The organism is Mycolicibacter heraklionensis, assembly GCF_019645815.1.
Classification (GTDB): domain Bacteria; phylum Actinomycetota; class Actinomycetes; order Mycobacteriales; family Mycobacteriaceae; genus Mycobacterium; species Mycobacterium heraklionense.
This window is the reverse complement of record NZ_CP080997.1, coordinates 1,445,239-1,463,320: the sequence shown is the minus strand read 5'-3', so window position 1 is coordinate 1,463,320 and position 18,082 is coordinate 1,445,239. Positions and strand designations below refer to the sequence as shown.

Sequence of the window (18,082 nt, the reverse complement as noted above, 5' to 3'; positions counted from 1 at the left end):
GCCTAACGAACACCAACAACATGATTATTATAGTTTTATATACCTAAAGTTAGCTATACCCGCTGTCATCCGAAGTCCTGGGTCCCCCAGAGAATCCGGGGACCCAAACCGGAGACGCTTCATCAGGCGGTGCCCCTGTCGGCGGCGCAAGCCGAGTGGGTTCGAATTGCAGTGAGGGTCGTGGGTTCCCCAAGAACCACGACCCTCACTGCAATATCAGCGTTACCGGAGCCGGCGTCAGATCATCGCTCGCAACGCCGGCGCCGGTTCCACCCCCATGACCGTCAAGGCACTGGAGTGATAGATGGTCCCCGGGGTCTGGATGGCGTGGCCCAGCCCGACGTGGGCGTCGCGCCAGAACCGCTGCAGCGGGTTGTTGCGGCGCGCGGCATTGCCCCCGGAGCGGGCGAAAATCGCGTCCGCGGCAGAAACGGCCCGCCAAGCGCAGCGAATCTGGTTGCGCCGCACCAGCGAGCGATCCTCGAAGCTGATCTCCTTACCGGCGTCGGCCAGGTCGTACATCCTGCTGATGCCGTCCAGGAGTTGCACGCGCGAGGCGGCGATCTCCGCGGCCGCTTCGGAGATCGCGTAGAGGACGTACGGGTCGTCTTTGATCTTGGTGCCGGTGGCGGCCACCCGGTCACGCTGATAGTCCAGGTGCGCCGCCAGTGCGCCCTCGGTGATTCCGATGAGTGCGCTGGTGATCCCGAGCGGGAACATGGCCCAGAACGGCAGCTTGTAGACCGTCTCATCGCGCCCGGCCGCTTCAGCGGCGCTGGCGCCGGAGGCGACGTGCTCGAAGTCGATGGTGCGGTAGTCCGGGATGAAGGCGCCGTCGACGATGATGTCCTTGCTGCCGGTTCCCGACAGGCCGATGACGTCCCAGGAGTCCTCGACGATGGTGTAGTCGGCGCGCGGCAAGACGACGTGTAAGACCTTGGGCGGCATGGTCTCCGCGACGCGCGCACCGAGGAAGATCCAGTCGCAGTGATCGGTGCCCGAGGAGAAGTTCCACCGCCCGGTCAACCGATAGCCGCCCTCGACCGGAGTCGCGACGCCTTGTGCGGCATAGGGGGACGCGATCCAGGTGTCGGGATTCTCGGCCCAGATCTCGGCTTGCAGCCGGCGGTCCATCAGCGCCATCTCCCAGGGGTGCACTCCCCCGACGCCGCACACCCAGCCGGTGGAGCCGCAGTGCTTGGCCACCGCCATGACCGCCTCGGCGAAGTCGCGCGGGTGGGCGGCGTAACCGCCGAAGTCCGTCGGCTGCAGCATCCGCATCACGCCGGCTTCGCGAATCAGCGCCACCGACTGATCGGAGAGCTTGCCCAGGCGTTCGCTGTCTTCGGCGGTGCCCGCCAGCTGGGCGGCGATCTTCTCGACGCGCTCGACGACTTCGTGCGCCATAACCGGCACCTCCTGCTCTCTGCGGAACCCCCGGCGGGATCCGTTGGTGTCAGTACCGTACTCCCGATTTGTCCAAATGGTCAATCCATATGGTCAATCCATTTGTGCAACCGCTCCCGTCCTGGCTAACCTGCCTTCATGGGCAACCGTGAGGATCTGCTGGAGGGCGCCAAGCGCTGCCTCGTCGAACGAGGCTGGGCGAACACCACGGTGCGCGACATCGCCGCGGCGGCCGGCGTCAGCCATGCCGCCATCGGCTATCACTTCGGCAGCCGCGAACGCCTCCTGGTGCAGGCCCTCTTCGAAGAGCTCGACGAACTCGATGCCCGCATGTCCCCCGACGGGCAGCCGGCGGCCACGGCGGTGGAGCGATGGCAGGCGGTGCTGGAGTCCTTCACCACCGACAAAGCACTGTGGACCTCGCACCTGGAAGCGATCGTGCAAGCCCAACGCAACGACGAACTGCGCGCGCGCCTGGCCGAAGGCCAGGAGCGTGCTCGCGAGGAGCTGGGCGGCTCGGTGGCGCTGGCAGTGGTGCTGGGCATGATGATTCAGTCGCTGATCGATCCCGAGAGTGCGCCAACGGCGACGCAGGCGGTTGCGGAGCTGCGGGAGCTGGCGGGCGAGGGTAAGCGGGAATCTCGACGTGCGTGATGCCTGAATCGCCGACCATAAGACGACTTACTCAATTGAGCGCCAAGGGAACTCGATCACTTCATTTCACCTAGATCATGCAGGTGACTGACAGCACCTACACAGCAAGTGTTGCACTACTTAGTGATTCGCACTTTTTACCCGTACGAAAAGTGTTTCAAACTGTCGCTATTCATGGAGCGAGCTGCCGCGTAGTATCGCCGCATGGACGGCTTCATCTCTGGTCCAATCGACGGTACTGCAACAGAATTGAGCCTCGCCGAGCAGAAGTCCTGGCAGAACTATCTGGCAGCGGTTCTGCACATGAACACGACACTGAACCGTCAGCTGACCACTACCCATCAACTGTCGTTGGCCGATGTCCAATTGCTGGAATTGCTCGCCAACGCGCCAGATGGAAACTTCCAAATGGGCCAACTGGCAATCGCTTTGATGGCCCTACCCAGCAGGCTGACTAGGCAGGTGCGACGCCTCGAAGGGGAAGGGCTCGTGGCTCGCACAACGAGTCCCCATGACCGCCGCCGAGTCTTGGCGACGATCACCGACGCTGGACGAGCGATGTTGGAAGAAGCCATGGTCACTTACTCCAACGAGGTGCGAACCCACTTCTTGGGACCGTTGACGCGGCCGCAGGTTTCGGCTGTGGCGACGACGTGTAAGCAGATCGGCGACGCACTGACCCGACCGGACCGGTAGCGGATGCCGGGTTGTATTGCGATGTATTCCTTACGGTTTGAAGCATATTGTCACCAGCGCTGCTTAGTTGTTTCTTCTGCTTCAAGCCTGCCATCAGGTTCGATTTGGCCACGTGGCTACCGTCGAAGTAGTGCGGTCCCATTGCGGTCGAGCGATTTCCACACGTCCGCGCGCTCCGAAATGGGGTCGACGCGGCCGACTCAAAGGAGACGTCTCGTATGCCATCGATTCACTTCATCTCGGGCCTGCCGCGTTCGGGATCTACTTTGTTGGCCGCGCTCCTACGGCAGAATCCTCGCTTCGAGGCCGGCATGTCCGGGCCGCTGGCCGGAATGTTCGGCGCACTGCTGGGCGAGATGAGCGCACGCAACGAGTTTTCGGTATTCATCGATGACACGAAGCGCCAACGCATGCTGCACGGGCTGTTCGAGAACTTCTATGCCGACTGCCCGGCAGACGTCATCTTTGACACCAACCGCAGCTGGTGCGCCTGGATGCCCGCAATTGCGCAGCTCTTTCCCGATGCGAAAGTTATTGCTTGCGTACGCGACATGCCGTGGATCCTCGACAGCATTGAGCGCCTCATCCAGCACAATGTCTTCACGCCATCGTCGATCTTCAACTTTCAACCCGGTGGCACCGTTTACACCCGGGCCAACGGTGTTGCAGCGCAGACCGGCATGGTGGGTGCGCCTTACGATGCGCTCAAGCAGGCGTCCTTCGGCGCTCAACGCGATCGGCTACTGCTGGTGCAGTACGAGACATTGACCGCCGATCCGGCCAAGGCCATGCACTCGATCTATCGGTTTCTAGACGAGCCAGCATTCGACCACGACTTCGACCACATTGATTACGACGTCACCGAGTTTGATGAACGAGCTGGGACGCCGGGGCTGCACACCGTTCGCGAAATGGTGAGCGCCGAACCTCGCGAGAGCTTGCTGCCGCCAGACCTTTTCAGCCGGTTCGTGAACGACGCGTTCTGGCGAGATCCGAATAGGGTCCCACAAGACCTGCAGATCGTTTGACCGTTCCAGATCCGGCCAAACAACGGGCCACTCAAGTCAGCAAGTGTTCGCGTTCGCTCATTTTGTGACTACCACCACGGAATCATCCCGTTTTCTTCTACGAGAACACCTTCAACTGTTCGGTCCAATTGACCCACCGCGGTGATCTACCAGCTGATTGCGATGGGCTGACTGCGACCGCTGCCCCCGTCGTAATCGACTCTCGAAAGCGTCGCCGTTGGAGGCAATCTCATGGTGGCCCATAAGCCCGGTGCGCCGATTACCCCCCGATTGGGGAGCTCACTGACCGTGTGAATGCTGGCGAGCAGGCTCGGCGCCCCCACAGGGGTCCACCGAGCCTGCTCGCCAATTGCTTTTCGATATCAGGGGATTAGTTGGCCGGGTTGGCCCGCTTGGCCGGCAGCGCCGATCTGGCCCGGCTGCCCTGCGGGCGTGCCGGCGCCACCGGCGCCCGGTTGGCCGGTGCCGGCGCCGGCGCCGCCGGCTCCGGGTGTAGTGGAGCTGGCCCCGCCGGTTCCGCCGTTGCCGCCGGTGCCACCATTACCGCCAGCTCCACCGCCTGCACCGTTTACGCCAGCACCACCGGCGCCTCCTTTGTAGCCACTGGTAAACCCACCAGGCCCTCCTTTGCCGCCGGCGGTGCCGCCGAGGCCGGTGCCACCGGTGCCGCCGTTGCCACTGTTGCCGGCATTACCACCGACACCGCCGGTGTTTCCAACGCCGACGCCGTTGCCACCGGCCCCACCCGGCCCCATTAGACCGCCATGGCCGCCGGCGCCGGCCGCGCCGTAGGCGCCGCCTGTACCGCTGATGCTCTGGCCGCCAGCACCACCGCTGGCACCGTTGCCGCCGAGGCCACCACTGCCGCCCTGCCCGCCGGCCAGGCCCTGGCCGGCGCCGTTGGTGCCGCCAGCGCCGCCGTAACCCGCGTTGCCGCCGTAACCCCCGGCTTGGCCGGCGCCGCCATTGCCACCATTGCCGGTGCCCGAGGTGCCACCTGCGCCGCCCTGGCCGCCGTTGCCGCCGAGGCCTCCGTTGCCGCCGGCGCCACCCACCTGGAACGGAGAAAAGGTCCCGGTGTAGCCGGCGCCGCCCCGGCCGGCGTAGCCACCGGCCCCGCCTGTACCACCATTGCCCTCGATGCCGCCAGCCCCATTGCCGCCGTTTGTGCTGATGCCCCCGGCGCCACCGACGCCACCGGCCCCACCGACACCGCCGGTACCACCATTTCCGCCAGCCAGGCCATTGTTGCCGGTGACCGCGGTGCCAGGGGCACCAGTACCGCCCTGACCGCCGGCGCCACCGGTGCCACCGGTGCCACCGTTGCCGCCGTTGCCGCCCTTGCCGGTGACCGCAGTCCCGCCGACGCCGCCCTGGCCGCCGGTCGCACCGTTGCCGCCGGTACCACCGTCACCGCCGGGGGCGTTCGCCTCAACGCTGCCGTTGCTGCCGTGTGTGCCAGTGGCGCCCTGGCCGCCGTTGCCGCCGTTGCCGCCGTTGCCGGTACCCGTGGCCGCACCGCCGGTGCCGCCAGTTCCCGGGGTGCTGTCGGTTGTACCGGTGCCGCCTTGACCACCGACACCTCCGTTACCGCCATTGGCTGCACCAGCGCCCACACCACCGTCACCGCCATTGCCGGCGGTGCCACCGGGCGCAGTCAGGGCCGTGTTGTTCGCATTGGCGGAGCTGTTACCGCCCGCACCGCCGGCACCACCGTTACCGGCGTGGGTGCTGCCGGCAGCGAGGTGGAAGGGGTTCGTGGCCAGCATCGCGATGCCACTGCTGTCCCCACCCGCACCTCCGTCGGCGCCCGATCCGGGGGAAAGAGCCCCAGTCCCGCCGGCACCACCGGCACCACCGTTACCACCGATGGATGTGCCGTCACCACCAGCCCCGGCGGCACCTCCGTTACCACCGATGCCTCCACTCGAACCCGTAATACCGGCTCCGGCGCCACCGCCGGCACCACCGGTGCCGCCGTTACCACCCACGCTGACGACGTTGGCGCCAGTCGCCCCGTCAGCGCCGGCACCACCGTTCCCGCCGTGAGCGGCGGTACCGCCGGCGACAGCGCCACCACCGCTACCGCCACTACCTCCACTACCGCCTTGGCTGTAAATCGTGCCATCGCCCGCCTGCCATCCGCTGGCCTGACCGCCGTCACCACCATTACCACCCGTGCCGTCATTGCCCGCGCCGCCCGCGCCGCCATTGCCGCCATTGCCTCCGGTGAGGGTGCCGCTACCGCCGCTACCGCCACTACCGCCGCTACCACTGTTTACGCCGTTGGTGGCGCCGCCGCCGCTACCGCCGTTGCCACCGGCACCACCGGAGGTTTGGATGGTGTTGTCCGTGGTGGCACCGACTCCACCGGCTCCGCCGTTGCCACCGCTACCACCCACGGCGTTTGCGAGGCCGGTCGAGCCCGCAGCCCCTCCATTGCCGCCCTTGCCGGCTATGCCCGCGGAGGCCTCACCGCCCTGACCACCGTTACCACCGTTGCCAGCCACTCCAGACACGGTGTGATCTCCGTTTGCGGCGCCTCCGCGGCCGCCGACACCGCCGTCGCCGCCATTGCGGCCGAAGCCGCCAGCGCCACCGTCACCACCATTACCGGCATTGTTGCCGTTACCGCCGATGCCGCCGATGCCGCCCTTGCCGCCGTTACCCAGGAAGTTCCCGGTGGTGGGGTCTTTGTAGCTGTCGCCGCCGGAGCCGCCAGCACCGCCGGCACCGCCATTTCCGTCGTTGCCGGCTTGTCCCAGTGAGCCCCCGTACGTTTGATCACCACCAGCACCACCGGCGCCACCTTTACCGCCGGAACCAGCCACTCCGCCATTGAGGTGCGCGGCAATGCCGTCGCTAATCCCGGTCGCACCATCCCCGCCCGCGCCAGCCGCACCACCAGCACCGCCATTGCCGCCAATGCCGAGGCCGAACCCGCTCTTACCGCCGTCCCCGCCGGCGCCGCCGTTGCCAGCGTTGCCGCCAACGCCAGTCCCGACGGAGGCGAAACTACCTGCGGCACCCGCTGCACCAGCGCCACCGAAACCACCGTCGCCGCCGTTGCCGAACAACCAGCCCGCCGCCGAACCACCGACGCCGCCGTTGCCGCCGACTCCGCCTGCTACGAGAGCAGCTCCACCGTTGCCGCCGGCGCCACCGATGCCCATCCCGATGCCGCCGGCGCCACCGGCCCCACCATCGGCCCCAGCGCCACCGTCGCCACCGTCGCCACCATCACCGATCCAGCCGATGGCGTTGCCCCCGTTACCGCCGTCCACACCCGCATCAGCGCTGGCGTCATAACCGGCCCCGCCGTCACCGAACCACAAACCGCCAGTACCACCATCGGGGTTCTCGGCCGTCCCGGCCGCACCGTCGCCGATCAAATAAACACCCGCCCACCCGTTGATGGCCGTGTCGATCTGCTCGCCGAATGGACTGTTGATCCATGCCTCAAGGACGTTGTGGGTTGGCTGGTAGATCCACTGATCGAACACCTGCGCCCAATCCACCAAAGCAGCATCAGCCGACGACGCAGTCAACGAGTCCAGTACCGTCTCCGTGGCACCGTTGTCAGCGAACGTGGGATCCCAAGAAGTCACCCAAGCACTCAGATCCGTACCCATGGTGGGGTCGATGCTGGAGATCGCATTGATAAGAGGGTCGAAGATCAAGTCGAGTTCGTCGGCCTGAGCCACTGGGGATGCGGCCAGCGGCAGCACGCCGAAAGCTAGGAATACACCGACCGAACTACCGGCCCCAATTGTCCCGGGACCACGCCCCTTGCAGTGCTGGGGGCCACGATCGCTGCGGGTGTGACGACGGCTCATGGACAAACACCTTTCGTGAAAACAGACAAAGCTGGACTACCGGGAGCAACAGGAATTGAGTTGAGGGAAATGGGCTGTAAGGGATCTACAGACCCAGCCAGGACAAGACATCCTGAACAAAGCCGGACAGGTCATCGGCTGCGGTAGACATTGCGACGCCGCTGTCCGTGAGGTCATCGGGCACAGCCGGGAATACAACCCCAGCCAGCGGAGAGCCGGTGCCGTCCCAGCCGGTCAGGGTGGCGGCGATCTGGGCCCACGCCTCCCATGCCCCGAGCGGACCGATCGCTTCACTGGGGGCAGTCAGGAATTGCACCACCGGAACGCCCGCGAATTGGATGCCGACGCTGTTAAACATCGAGCCGCCGACGGCCGGCATGGTGTAGCCGCCCACGTCGTACGGGTCAGCCGACACACTGCCGGTGCTCAACAAGCCGCCGAAGCCGATGTCAAGGTTCTGCATCGTCATACCCGCCGGGAACAGCCCCAGCCCGTTGATCGCGGGCAGCAAGCTGTCGAGGTTCAACGTGGCGCCGTTGAAGAACGCCCCGAACATATTGGCCATCGTGGCGTTGATGTCGTCCCCGTCAGCGATGCTGTTACCTAGAGCGACCCACGGGCTGATCCAGGGCCCGATCGCTCCCATGAAAATCGCGCTCGACGGCGATGCCAACCAGTCGATGATCGGGGTCGCCGCGGCTACCTGATCGGCAGGAATGTAGCCGGGAATTTGACCAAACAACACCTGATGACCATTGGTAAGTCCACCTTCCAGGGTGTGATCCAACACCGTTGACGTCGTGTCGGGGCTGGCGTTCTGCAACCCGTAACCGGTCAAAACCGCCCCCAGGTTGCTTTGGGTCTCATTCATCCAAGTGGAAATGTTGCTCGGGTCGTTCAGCACCTGCTGAATGAAGCCAATTTGGTTGGCTACGGACTGCTGGAGCCCGACGCCCGGCGCCAGAATGAAGTTGTTGAACAGGATCGACGCGTTCTCCGACGCGGTGTTGTACTGATCGATCCACGGCGCCAACAGATCTGACTCCCCCGCAGTCAGCGTCACAGCCCGGATCGTGTTGATGTCCGGCACCGGCACAACCACCGGGGTGGCCGCAATCAAGCCGGCCCCCACCAGGGCGACGCCAACCGTGGCGTAGGGACGAAGGGTATGCCGCACGGCGGTCTCCTTTGTTTTGGTCGTGTTGTGGCGCTCGCTTTTCGCGGGCACCGGAACCTTGGGGACGGCGCACCGCCGAAGGTGAAAGCGGGCGCTATCGGAGCGCCTAATCCCGGTAATGCGGTGCTGACGAGCCATCCGTGTTCCCTTCTTACGGGCTAGTGCGTGGGTGAAATCTGTTGCGAGGCCGGGAGAACCGGGACGTCGTTGTCCAGGTCTCCCAGGCTTCGAAGGCCGCACCGGCGCCGGGAAGGCGGCGCCGGTGCGTACCACCGACCTCACCGGTTCGGCAGAGACATCGAGGGTTGGGGTTTGTCTCCATGGCGCCTCCCGACGAGAGCGAGCCAAAATTTACCTGGCACAAACCTGAATCGGATATAGATTTCTGCCGCTTTTCAAAACTCATGTCGGCCGAGATCATGATCGCAATCTGACCGACAGCTATATCCCCTGATCAGCCGCCGCATCCACGAGCATTAGCAAACGCAATTCAGCGCCTCTGTGCTTCAATGCAAAATTACCGATGAGTAACTTTTGCATTTTCGGCTAACCCCTGTTATCCGTTAACGAAACACATCCCAAACCACTCTTACGCTGCTGTTTTACGACGCTACCGTTCGACCACCGCCCCACTGGACATCCCTCAGCGCGCCAACAAGTTATCAACCATACGGTTACTATCAGGCAAATTGCGGGATGAGTTGATTATTTTCGTTCTGAAACAATTCCAGAGGACAATACGGCAGCGAATCAGCTATACGCTGCACAAATGAATGGCAGTCACTCAATCAGCGCACGATTCGACTACCTAAGAAATGGCGAATCAATGGCAACCCGGCGGGCCCGTCGCAAACGGGCGGCCATGCTCAGCCTCGCGACTGCCAACCCCTGCGCCGCTTCGACTTCGCGGATGCCTTGAGCGGCAAGCTGATTCGCCGGCAGCTGTCCCCCAGCGCGATCATCTGCGGGCGCGAGATGGGATCGAGGTAGAACGCACGCACGGACTGGACGTAGGTCCGAGCCGCCGGCCGCACCACCGCCCGGCCGTCGCGGGTGATGCTGGCGAGCACCCCGCGCCCGTCGGTGCGGCTGCGGCTGCGCCGAACCAAGTCCTGCGACTCCAGCCGCCGCATCAACTCGGTCAGCCGGCTCGGTGACAGCACCAGAGCGTGGGCCAGATCGCCCATGCGAGCCGACCCGTCGGCAGAGCGGGCCAGTGACTGCAGCACCAGGAAATCGAACAGGCTCAGGCTGTGCCGCGCGAGCAGTTGGCGGTTCACCGTCGAGAGCAACAGCGCCGACGATTCCAGGAACGCCTGCCAACACTGTTGCTCGATCTCATCGAGGCCCGGCAGGTGATGCGATGGGGTCTCGGCACCGTCGTCTTCCACGGCGGGCGACGGTATCCAACGACGTGGCCGGATCTGCGGAGAAACTTCGGCAAACTCCGCGGCCGCGACGGATCCACCGGCGGAAAACGACGCTGGGCAATGTTTCGGTGCTGATAAGACACTGGTCATGAGCCACTTCGATCCCGGCCAGAAAACGGCCGAATTGAACTATCTAGTTCAAGGCGAAAGCTACTAGCGAGTAGGTTTTATAACGCGTTCTAGCGCAATCCCGAGATAGCCGCGCCCCGTGCCAGATAGCCTAAATCTCAGCTCACGCCAGGTAAAGACCCTGTTTCTGCATTTGCCGCATCTCCTAGCAATGCAACAGGTGCTAATTAGCTACCCGAAGGCGCGTAATTCACTCGGCAAACACCACACGACGAGGCCGTGACGCGTCCAAAACCTCCGCGGCCCACCGCCGTACGGAGGTGAGCGCGTCGCCTCAGCGAGCGGCCTTGAGCGCTTTGCGGCGCCCATTCGTGCTCAGCGAGTCGTTGATCCGCCGGCAGCTGTCGACCAGATTGACCATTTGCTCATGCTTGAGCTGGTTGAGGTAATGCACGCGAATCCCGTGCGCGTAGGTCTCCATCACCGCGTGCAGACGGGTGTGTCCGGCGCTGGTGATCCGGGGCAGGATGCCACGTGGATCGCCTGGGCTGGGGCTACGGGTGATCCAACCGTGGCCTTCCAACCGGCGGATCTGGGTAGACAACTGCCCCTGCGTCACACCAAGCGCCTCGGCCAGCACACACAGCCGGTGTTCCCGCCTCCTGGGCCTGCTCAACAGCTCCAGCAGCAGGACGTCACGTATCGAGAGGTCATGTGCGCCCTTGAGGCACACATTCACTGCGTCAACGACATTCAGCGAGCAGGCTAGAAACTGTTGCCAGCAGTGTTGCTCGATTCCATCGAGCCCCGGAAGCCAGGCTATTGCTTGGAGTTCATGCATCTCGTCCACGGGCCGCGATGTTATCGAAGGATGCGCCTCAGAAACGGGGAACGCGTGTCAGTTCGAGCATCTCACCACGAATTCGTCCCGGCGAGAATGGCGGTCGGCAAAGGCCTGCCCGGCACGACGGCCCAGGTCAGCTAGACATTCCGAGCACCCTGAGAAAACCGCCACGACGAACTAATTCGTTCAAACGGAAACTACTCGGTTTCGTTCGACCGGAAACTAGTCGGTTCGATAGCGAAACAATGAGAAACCGGGAATTTGTCGTCACCGGACGCCGGATGGACCGCGCGGTACGCATCGGCCGGCCCGAGGAGAACGGCCGGCTAATCCGCGCCTGCTGTACTGCCGATATACGCCTGGCTGTCCAGCACGGCGTGAAGACGCGCGTAGCCCTCGCTGGTGATCCGGGGCAGAATGCCGCGCCGGTCGCGTTGGCACGGGCTGCGGGTGACCAGGCCGCGCTCCTCCAACCGACGGACCTGGCCGACCAGTGCACCCGGTGACACCCCGAGCGTCTGCGCCAGCACGCAGATGCGATGTGCCCGCCGGTCCGGCCTGCTGAGCAGCTCCAGCAGCAGGACGTCGCGAAGGGTGACGCCGTGTGCACCGCGCAGGCGCACGTCCAGTGCCGCCATCAGATTGGCCGAGCCGCTGAGAAGCTTTCTCCAGCGCCCTTGCTCGAACGCGTCCACGGCGCGGGACGCTAGCGAAGAACGGAGTGGCCGCACAGGCAAAACGGCGCGACCCACAGCTTGTCGGGTGGATCCGCCCGGAGGCCATGGGCGTTCGGCAAAACGCCGTCGAATTAGACCTCGCAGGTCAGCGAGATGTTCTGGCCCGCAACAGAAAACCATCACTTTGAACCACTTGGTTCAGAGCGAAACCACCAGACTCGCCGACGCGGCAGGCAGCGTTACGAGTTGGTCGCGAGCGTCAGTTCCATCAACTTCGAGGCCTGCTCGAGCAGAACGGCACCTTCTGGTTCTGTCACCGTGACGATCATCGCCACGGCGGCATCGGGGATCGCCCCCGGAATAAAGGCGCACGTGATGGCGTGCCCAGCATCGACGGCGAGTATGACAAGTTATCTTGCCGCCCCGGTGGGCCGCAAGGTAACTTGGATGCATGGTGGCGCGACCGCGCATCGCAGAGCCCGCACACCGTCACGGCATCGGAAGCGAGGACATCGTGCACGCCTACCGCAATGCGCTGCACTTCCGTGTAAGTGACGACGACATGGATATGGCAGTTGGGCCGGCGCGCAACGGTGCGCTACTGGAAGTCGGCTTCATCCGCGCCGTGGACGGTGAGGTCGTGATCCTGCATGCCATGCCCGTCCGCGAAAAGTTCCTCTGAGTGAGAAAGGTGATGATCATGCCCCGCACCGTAGAAGAAATCCTTGCGCACGCAGAGGCGCTGGCTGACCGTTTCGAGTCCGACGACTTCCACGGCGAGAAGGTCAGCCCCGCTGAATACGCGCTGATCGTCGCTGCCCGTGAACGTGCCAGCGCCGAAGCCCATATCGCCGCAGCGATTGCGACCGCCCGCCACGAAGGTGCGTCGTGGTCGCGAATCGGCAAGATTATCGGCACCAGCGGGGAGGCCGCCCGTCAGCGTTACGCCGCGGCCGGTCTGTCTTGACCAACAAGAGTTCGTCCCGGGCACCGGCTCAGCCCGACGAGGCCCAACAGCAGGTATGGCGAAACCCTGCGCTGCAGCAGCATTTGCGGACCGCCATGTCACGACCGGGCGGGCCCCGTCCGACACGTGATTAGCCCGCAGCGCCGAGTCCCTCGGTCCGGAAACGGCGACGCTACGGGGACCGGTTCAGCCCGGCCGCAGTGATATTGCCACCGCTATCGTCTTCCAACATCCCTCACCACCCGAGATTCGGGTCGCAGGTGACGGATGTGAACCGGTCCCACCGGATCGGCACGGCCGCGACTACGAGTTGGTCGCGAGCGTCAGCTCCATCAGCTTCAAAGCCTGCTCGCACGCGTCGATCCCGGGTGCCTGCGGGTTGACCCACCAGCCGACCACTCCGGCGGCGTCGCTGGCGACCCCGCAGGAGCCGTTCGGGTCGGCCGGACGCATCACGATCGACGGCACGCCCACGATGGTTTTAGGCTCGATCTGATACTTCAAGAACTCGGCGACCTTGCGCTCGTTGTCCAGGCTGCCCTGCTCGAACCAGAACCGGGTGATGTCGATCAGCCCGGCCGGGTTGGCCGCCTGCCAGCGGCAGATGGCGCCGACGAAGGTGCTCTGGATGTCGAGCGGGTCCGCTCCCACCGTCTTGGCCAAGATGTCGGTGGTCAGCACCTCGCACTCCTTGAGCAGGTTCGGGTACTGCCGCTCGGAGTTGTTGTTGCGCTTGGTGTCGCCCGCGCCGGCCTTGACCGCGGTGCCGCCCACCTCACGGGAGCAACCCGTCAAGCTGGTCAACACTGCCAACACCGCGACCGCGCTGGCCACTACGCGCCGGCTCATTTCGCGTTCGCAATCGACTGGCGAGTCAGCTCTTTGGCGACGTCGCACGGATCCGGGAACGGCTTCTGCGCGAAGCTCACCGACCACTCGATGAAGTCATCTTTGAATTGGATGCCGACCTCACACAGGTTGTCGCCCATCGTCGGGGCGGTGCCGATCGCGATGAAACCGCTGTGGCCGTCGATGTTGATGTCCTCCACGGAAGTACGCGAGACCTCCTCGGTCTTGCGCTCGCGACCGATGGGGCTCCCGCGATACCAGGAGAAGGAGAAGTGCGGGCCCATGATCCCGCCGCGCAGCAGCCACTGGCAGCCCACCGAGTTCTGTGCGGTGCCGACCACCCCCGCCACCCTGGTCAGGTTCGCGATCGTCTCGTCGCTGATCCCGCCGCACTGCGGAAACGACGGTCCGTGATTGCTCTGCTCGGCCGTCGGCGACGCGGACTGGCTGCCGCCCTGAGCTTCAGGCGAGTTGGAGTCGGAACATCCGCCGACCATCGGGATCACCGCAGCGGCCGCCAGGGCCGGGACCGTCAGTTTGAGCCGCACACGATGCACTGTAGCGGCACCGCCGCCCGTCAACCACGACACAGCGGTGACCAGTCGGTTTGTGTCGCCGCGTATTGCCGCAGCAACGCCACGGCGGCACGGGTATGCGACAGTAACCCCATGCTTCTGGCGCTGCTGCGCTGCTACCTCAGGCCCTACCGCTGGCCGGTCGCTGCGGTGATGGCACTGCAACTGATCAGCACGCTGGCTTCGCTGTACCTGCCGACCGTCAACGCCACGATCATCGACGAAGGCGTGGTCCGCGGTGACACCGCGATCATCGTCCGGCTGGGCGCGGTGATGCTCGGCGTCACCGGCCTGCAGATGCTGTGCGCCATCGCCGCGGTCTACTTCGGTGCGCGTACCGGGACGGGCTTCGGACGCGATCTGCGCCGGGCGGTGTTCGCCCAGGTGATCCGGTTCTCCGAACGCGAAACCACCCGGTTCGGGGCGCCAACCCTGTTGACCCGCACCACCAACGACGTCCGCCAGATCCAGCTGATAGTCCAGCTGGGCGCCGGCACGCTGGTCGCCGCGCCGATCATGAGCATCGGCGGGGTGCTGATGGCGGTGCACCAGGACGCCGGACTGGCGTGGCTGCTGGCCGTCAGCGTGCCGGTGTTGGCGCTGGCCAATTACCTGATCGTGTCGCGGATGCTGCCGCTGTTCCGGCGCATGCAGATGCTGATCGACAACATCAACCGGGTGCTGCGCGACCAGCTCACCGGCATCCGGGTGATCCGCGCCTTCGCCCGCGAACCGTTCGAGAAGGACCGGTTCGCCCAGGCCAACACGGCGCTGTCGGACGCCTCGCTGACCGTCGGGAACCTGCAGGTCCTGATGCTGCCGACGACCACGCTGATCATCAACACCTCCAGTGTCGCGCTGATCTGGTTCGGCGCGCTGCGCATCGACGCCGGTCAGATGCAGATCGGGTCGCTGATCGCGTTCCTCTCCTACTTCATGCAGATCCTGATGGCCGTGCTGATGGCCACCATGGTGCTGGCGATCCTGCCGCGCGCCGCGGTCTGCGCCGAACGGATCACCGCGGTGCTGTCCACCGAACCGACCATCGGGCCGCCGGCTCAGCCGGTGTCACCGTCGTCGCGCACCGGCGAGGTCCGGCTGCACGGTGTCGGCTTCCGCTACCCCGGCGCCGACCGCTCGGTGCTGTCCGACGTGTCCTTGACCGCGCGGCCCGGCACCACCACCGCGGTGGTCGGCTCCACCGGATCGGGCAAGTCCACCCTGGCGTCGCTGATCTGCCGGTTGCGGGACGCGACCGACGGCGCGGTGCTCATCGACGGTGTGGACGTACGCGACCGCGACCCCGAGGAGCTGTGGTCGGGCATCGGGCTGGTGCCCCAGCGCGGTTACCTGTTCTCCGGCACCGTCGCCGACAACCTGCGCTACGGCGCCCCGGCGGAGGCGACCGTCAGCGATGAGCAGATGTGGGAGGCATTACGGGTGGCCGCCGCCGACGACTTCGTGGCGGCCCACCCCGACGGGCTGGCGATGCCGGTGGCCCAGGGCGGGATCAACCTGTCCGGCGGGCAGCGGCAACGGCTCGCGATCGCCCGGGCGGTGATCCGGCGGCCGTCGATCTATGTGTTCGACGACGCGTTCTCGGCCCTGGACACCCGCACCGACGCCCGCGTCCGCGCCGCCCTGCGCGAGGTGGCCGCCGACGCGACGGTGATCATCGTGGCGCAGCGGATCTCGACGGTCACCCAGGCCGATCAGGTGATCGTCCTGGACGACGGCCGGGTGGTCGGCACCGGAACCCACCAGCAGCTGCTGGCCGACTGCCCCACCTACGCCGAGTTCGCCGAATCCCAGTCGGTGACCGCCGAGGTCGGTGGCCTGTGAGCGCACCGGTGGCGACTCCGACGGTACGGCCCGCGAACTTCTGGCCGACCGCGCTGCGCCTGGCCCGCCGGATGGGCCCGCAGCGCCGGCTGATCGCTGCGGTCATCAGCCTGTCGCTGGGTGGTATCGCGCTCGGTGTGGCCGGGCCGCGAATCCTGGGTCATGCCACCGATCTGGTGTTCAACGGCATCATCGGCCGCGGTCTGCCGGCGGGAATCACCAAGCAGCAAGCTATCGAGGATGCCCGCGCCGCCGGCCACGGCACCTACGCCGAGATGTTGTCGCGCATGGACGTGATCCCGGGCGCCGGCGTCGACTTCGCCGCGGTGGCGCGCACGCTCGCACTGGCGATGGGCCTGTATCTGATTGCGGCGCTGATGGTCTGGACGCAGGCGCGGTTGCTCAACGTGATCCTGCAACGCACCATGCGGGCGCTGCGCCGCGACGTCGAGGACAAGCTGCACCGGCTACCCCTGCGGTATTTCGACACCCAACGGCGCGGGGAACTGTTGAGCCGGGTCACCAACGATGTCGACAACACCGCGACCTCGGTGTCCATGACGGTCAGCCACCTGTTCTCCTCGGTGCTGACCGTGCTGGTGGTGCTGGCAATGATGCTGTCCATCTCGCCGCTGCTGGCCGTGATCACCCTGGCCGGAGTGCCGGTGACGCTGCTGGCGGTACGGTCGATCACCCGGCGCTCGCAACGACTGTTCGCCGCGCAGTGGGCCGCCACCGGGCAGCTCAACGCCCACCTGGAGGAGACCTACAGCGGCTTCACCCTGGTGCGGACCTTCGGGCACCGCGACTTGGCACAGCAGCGGTTCGACGACTGCAACGACGAGTTGTACCGGGCCGGCTTCGGCGCCCAGTTCTTCTCCGGGCTGATCTCCCCGGCGACCGGGCTGATCGCCAACCTCGGCTACGTCGCGGTCGCGGTGATCGGCGGATTCCAGGTGGCCACCGGACAGATCACGCTGGGAAGCATTCAGGCGTTCATCGCCTACGTCCGCCAGTTCAACCAGCCGCTCGGGAATCTGGCATCGATGTTCAACGCCCTGCAGTCCGGTGCCGCCAGCGCCGAGCGGGTGTTTGCCTTCCTCGACGAGGCCGAAGAGCCCCCGGCCCCGTCGACGCCGCTGTGGCGCCCCGACTCCGAACCGCGCGGCGCGGCACCGCGCGGCCGGGTGGAGTTCCGCGACGTCAGCTTCGGCTACCGGCCCGGCGTGCCGGTGATCGAGGACCTGTCGCTGAGCGTGGCAGCGGGCGCCGTGGTGGCGATCGTCGGCCCGACCGGGGCCGGCAAGACCACCCTGGTCAACCTGTTGATGCGGTTCTACGACGTGGACCGTGGACAGATCCTGATCGACGGCGTGGACATCACGGACGTGGACCGCTGCGCACTACGTTCCTCGATCGGCATGGTGCTGCAGGACACCTGGCTGTTCACCGGAACGATCGCCGAGAACATCGGCTACGGCCGGCCCGACGCCACCGAGGACGAGATCATCGAGGCGGCCCGCGCCGCGCATGTCGACCCCTTCGTGCGGACCCTGCCGGACGGCTACGGCACCCGGGTCAACGACGACGGCGGGGCCATCAGCGCCGGCGAGAAGCAGCTGATCACCATCGCCCGGGCGTTTCTGGCCCAGCCGCAGTTGCTCATCCTCGACGAGGCCACCAGTTCGGTGGACACCCGCACCGAACTGCTGATCCAGCGGGCGATGCGGGAGCTGCGCCAGGGCCGCACCAGTTTCATTATCGCCCACCGGCTTTCGACGATCCGTGACGCCGACCTGATCCTGGTGATGCAGGCCGGCCGGATCGTGGAGCAGGGCACCCACGCCGAGTTGCTGGCCCGCCGCGGGGCTTACTGGGCGATGGCCGAGGGCAGCTGAATTCGGCGAAATCAACCATTGCCCAGCGCTGGCCAGCGGCGTAAATTCGACTGCGAAGCAGGCCCGGACATGACCGATCCGAAGAGCTGGAACAGTGGGTGAAAGCCAGCCGCGCAGGAAGTGTAGACGCTCC

16 protein-coding genes are annotated in these 18,082 nt (G+C 65.6%); 7 read left to right on the top strand and 9 right to left on the bottom strand.

Annotated features, from left to right (window positions below; genetic code table 11):
- Window positions 1-237: 237 nt before the first annotated feature.
- Entirely contained in the window at window positions 238-1,407 is a 1,170-nt protein-coding gene (locus tag K3U94_RS06965; protein ID WP_220696025.1) for an acyl-CoA dehydrogenase family protein, read from the bottom strand.
- A gap of 138 nt (window positions 1,408-1,545) precedes the next feature.
- On the opposite strand from K3U94_RS06965, the gene K3U94_RS06960 reads away from it, so the two are divergent.
- The 3 genes from K3U94_RS06960 to K3U94_RS06950 all read left to right on the top strand — a co-directional run bounded on the left by K3U94_RS06960 (window position 1,546) and on the right by K3U94_RS06950 (window position 3,785).
- Window positions 1,546-2,061, top strand: coding sequence for a TetR family transcriptional regulator (locus tag K3U94_RS06960; protein WP_220696024.1), 516 nt, complete (start codon window positions 1,546-1,548; stop codon window positions 2,059-2,061).
- 204 nt (window positions 2,062-2,265) lie between these two features.
- On the top strand, window positions 2,266-2,757 hold the full coding sequence (locus tag K3U94_RS06955) for a MarR family winged helix-turn-helix transcriptional regulator (protein ID WP_220696023.1): 492 nt from the start codon (window positions 2,266-2,268) through the stop codon (window positions 2,755-2,757).
- Window positions 2,758-2,975: 218 nt separating this feature from the next.
- Window positions 2,976-3,785 carry a sulfotransferase family protein gene (locus K3U94_RS06950; protein ID WP_220696022.1) on the top strand — a complete coding sequence of 270 codons (810 nt, stop codon included), beginning with the start codon at window positions 2,976-2,978 and terminating at the stop codon, window positions 3,783-3,785.
- A gap of 362 nt (window positions 3,786-4,147) precedes the next feature.
- Here K3U94_RS06950 and K3U94_RS24300 read toward each other — a convergent pair whose 3' ends face one another.
- The 6 genes from K3U94_RS24300 to K3U94_RS24460 form a co-directional block, all read right to left on the bottom strand.
- On the bottom strand, window positions 4,148-7,621 hold the full coding sequence (locus K3U94_RS24300; RefSeq protein ID WP_220696021.1) for a PGRS repeat-containing protein: 3,474 nt from the start codon (window positions 7,619-7,621) through the stop codon (window positions 4,148-4,150).
- Window positions 7,622-7,706: 85 nt separating this feature from the next.
- Window positions 7,707-8,849: an outer membrane porin GjpA gene (gjpA, locus tag K3U94_RS06940; protein ID WP_230987467.1), complete on the bottom strand. Its 1,143-nt coding sequence runs from the start codon at window positions 8,847-8,849 to the stop codon at window positions 7,707-7,709.
- Between the two features lie 815 nt (window positions 8,850-9,664).
- Entirely contained in the window at window positions 9,665-10,189 is a 525-nt protein-coding gene (locus K3U94_RS06935; RefSeq protein WP_230987466.1) for a MarR family winged helix-turn-helix transcriptional regulator, read from the bottom strand.
- 442 nt (window positions 10,190-10,631) lie between these two features.
- A complete protein-coding gene (locus tag K3U94_RS06930) occupies window positions 10,632-11,138 on the bottom strand; it encodes a MarR family winged helix-turn-helix transcriptional regulator (RefSeq protein ID WP_067975374.1) in 507 nt (168 codons plus the stop codon).
- A gap of 329 nt (window positions 11,139-11,467) precedes the next feature.
- On the bottom strand, window positions 11,468-11,836 hold the full coding sequence (locus K3U94_RS06925; protein WP_230987464.1) for a MarR family transcriptional regulator: 369 nt from the start codon (window positions 11,834-11,836) through the stop codon (window positions 11,468-11,470).
- A gap of 221 nt (window positions 11,837-12,057) precedes the next feature.
- The gene (locus K3U94_RS24460; RefSeq protein WP_491562386.1) at window positions 12,058-12,222 is read right to left on the bottom strand and encodes a hypothetical protein; all 165 of its coding nucleotides are present in this window, start codon (window positions 12,220-12,222) and stop codon (window positions 12,058-12,060) included.
- A gap of 47 nt (window positions 12,223-12,269) precedes the next feature.
- Here K3U94_RS24460 and K3U94_RS06920 point away from each other — a divergent pair, with 47 nt between their 5' ends.
- Together K3U94_RS06920 and K3U94_RS06915 are read left to right on the top strand one after the other, a co-directional pair.
- The gene (locus K3U94_RS06920; protein WP_220696018.1) at window positions 12,270-12,500 is read left to right on the top strand and encodes a hypothetical protein; all 231 of its coding nucleotides are present in this window, start codon (window positions 12,270-12,272) and stop codon (window positions 12,498-12,500) included.
- An 18-nt stretch (window positions 12,501-12,518) separates the two neighbouring features.
- On the top strand, window positions 12,519-12,785 hold the full coding sequence (locus K3U94_RS06915) for a hypothetical protein (protein WP_220696017.1): 267 nt from the start codon (window positions 12,519-12,521) through the stop codon (window positions 12,783-12,785).
- A gap of 303 nt (window positions 12,786-13,088) precedes the next feature.
- Here the strand turns inward: K3U94_RS06915 and K3U94_RS06910 are convergent, their stop codons facing one another.
- Entirely contained in the window at window positions 13,089-13,634 is a 546-nt protein-coding gene (locus K3U94_RS06910; protein ID WP_220696016.1) for a DUF3558 domain-containing protein, read from the bottom strand.
- Window positions 13,631-14,131, bottom strand: coding sequence for a DUF3558 domain-containing protein (locus K3U94_RS06905; protein ID WP_220696705.1), 501 nt, complete (start codon window positions 14,129-14,131; stop codon window positions 13,631-13,633). Before K3U94_RS06905 ends, K3U94_RS06910 begins: the two co-directional genes overlap by 4 nt.
- Before the next feature lie 171 nt (window positions 14,132-14,302).
- On the opposite strand from K3U94_RS06905, the gene K3U94_RS06900 reads away from it, so the two are divergent.
- Both K3U94_RS06900 and K3U94_RS06895 read left to right on the top strand, forming a co-directional pair.
- Window positions 14,303-16,051: an ABC transporter ATP-binding protein gene (locus tag K3U94_RS06900; RefSeq protein WP_220696015.1), complete on the top strand. Its 1,749-nt coding sequence runs from the start codon at window positions 14,303-14,305 to the stop codon at window positions 16,049-16,051.
- A complete protein-coding gene (locus K3U94_RS06895; protein WP_230987462.1) occupies window positions 16,048-17,949 on the top strand; it encodes an ABC transporter ATP-binding protein in 1,902 nt (633 codons plus the stop codon). Before K3U94_RS06900 ends, K3U94_RS06895 begins: the two co-directional genes overlap by 4 nt.
- The last annotated feature ends 133 nt before the right edge of the window (window positions 17,950-18,082 follow it).

Coding starts and splice junctions, on each gene's coding strand:
- K3U94_RS06965 (WP_220696025.1), bottom strand. CDS start 1,407: ATGGCGCACGAAGTCGTCGAGCGCGTCGAGAAGATCGCCGCCCAGCTG.
- K3U94_RS06960 (WP_220696024.1), top strand. CDS start 1,546: ATGGGCAACCGTGAGGATCTGCTGGAGGGCGCCAAGCGCTGCCTCGTC.
- K3U94_RS06955 (WP_220696023.1), top strand. CDS start 2,266: ATGGACGGCTTCATCTCTGGTCCAATCGACGGTACTGCAACAGAATTG.
- K3U94_RS06950 (WP_220696022.1), top strand. CDS start 2,976: ATGCCATCGATTCACTTCATCTCGGGCCTGCCGCGTTCGGGATCTACT.
- K3U94_RS24300 (WP_220696021.1), bottom strand. CDS start 7,621: ATGAGCCGTCGTCACACCCGCAGCGATCGTGGCCCCCAGCACTGCAAG.
- K3U94_RS06930 (WP_067975374.1), bottom strand. CDS start 11,138: ATGCATGAACTCCAAGCAATAGCCTGGCTTCCGGGGCTCGATGGAATC.
- K3U94_RS06920 (WP_220696018.1), top strand. CDS start 12,270: ATGGTGGCGCGACCGCGCATCGCAGAGCCCGCACACCGTCACGGCATC.
- K3U94_RS06915 (WP_220696017.1), top strand. CDS start 12,519: ATGCCCCGCACCGTAGAAGAAATCCTTGCGCACGCAGAGGCGCTGGCT.
- K3U94_RS06910 (WP_220696016.1), bottom strand. CDS start 13,634: ATGAGCCGGCGCGTAGTGGCCAGCGCGGTCGCGGTGTTGGCAGTGTTG.
- K3U94_RS06905 (WP_220696705.1), bottom strand. CDS start 14,131: ATGGTCGGCGGATGTTCCGACTCCAACTCGCCTGAAGCTCAGGGCGGC.
- K3U94_RS06900 (WP_220696015.1), top strand. CDS start 14,303: ATGCTTCTGGCGCTGCTGCGCTGCTACCTCAGGCCCTACCGCTGGCCG.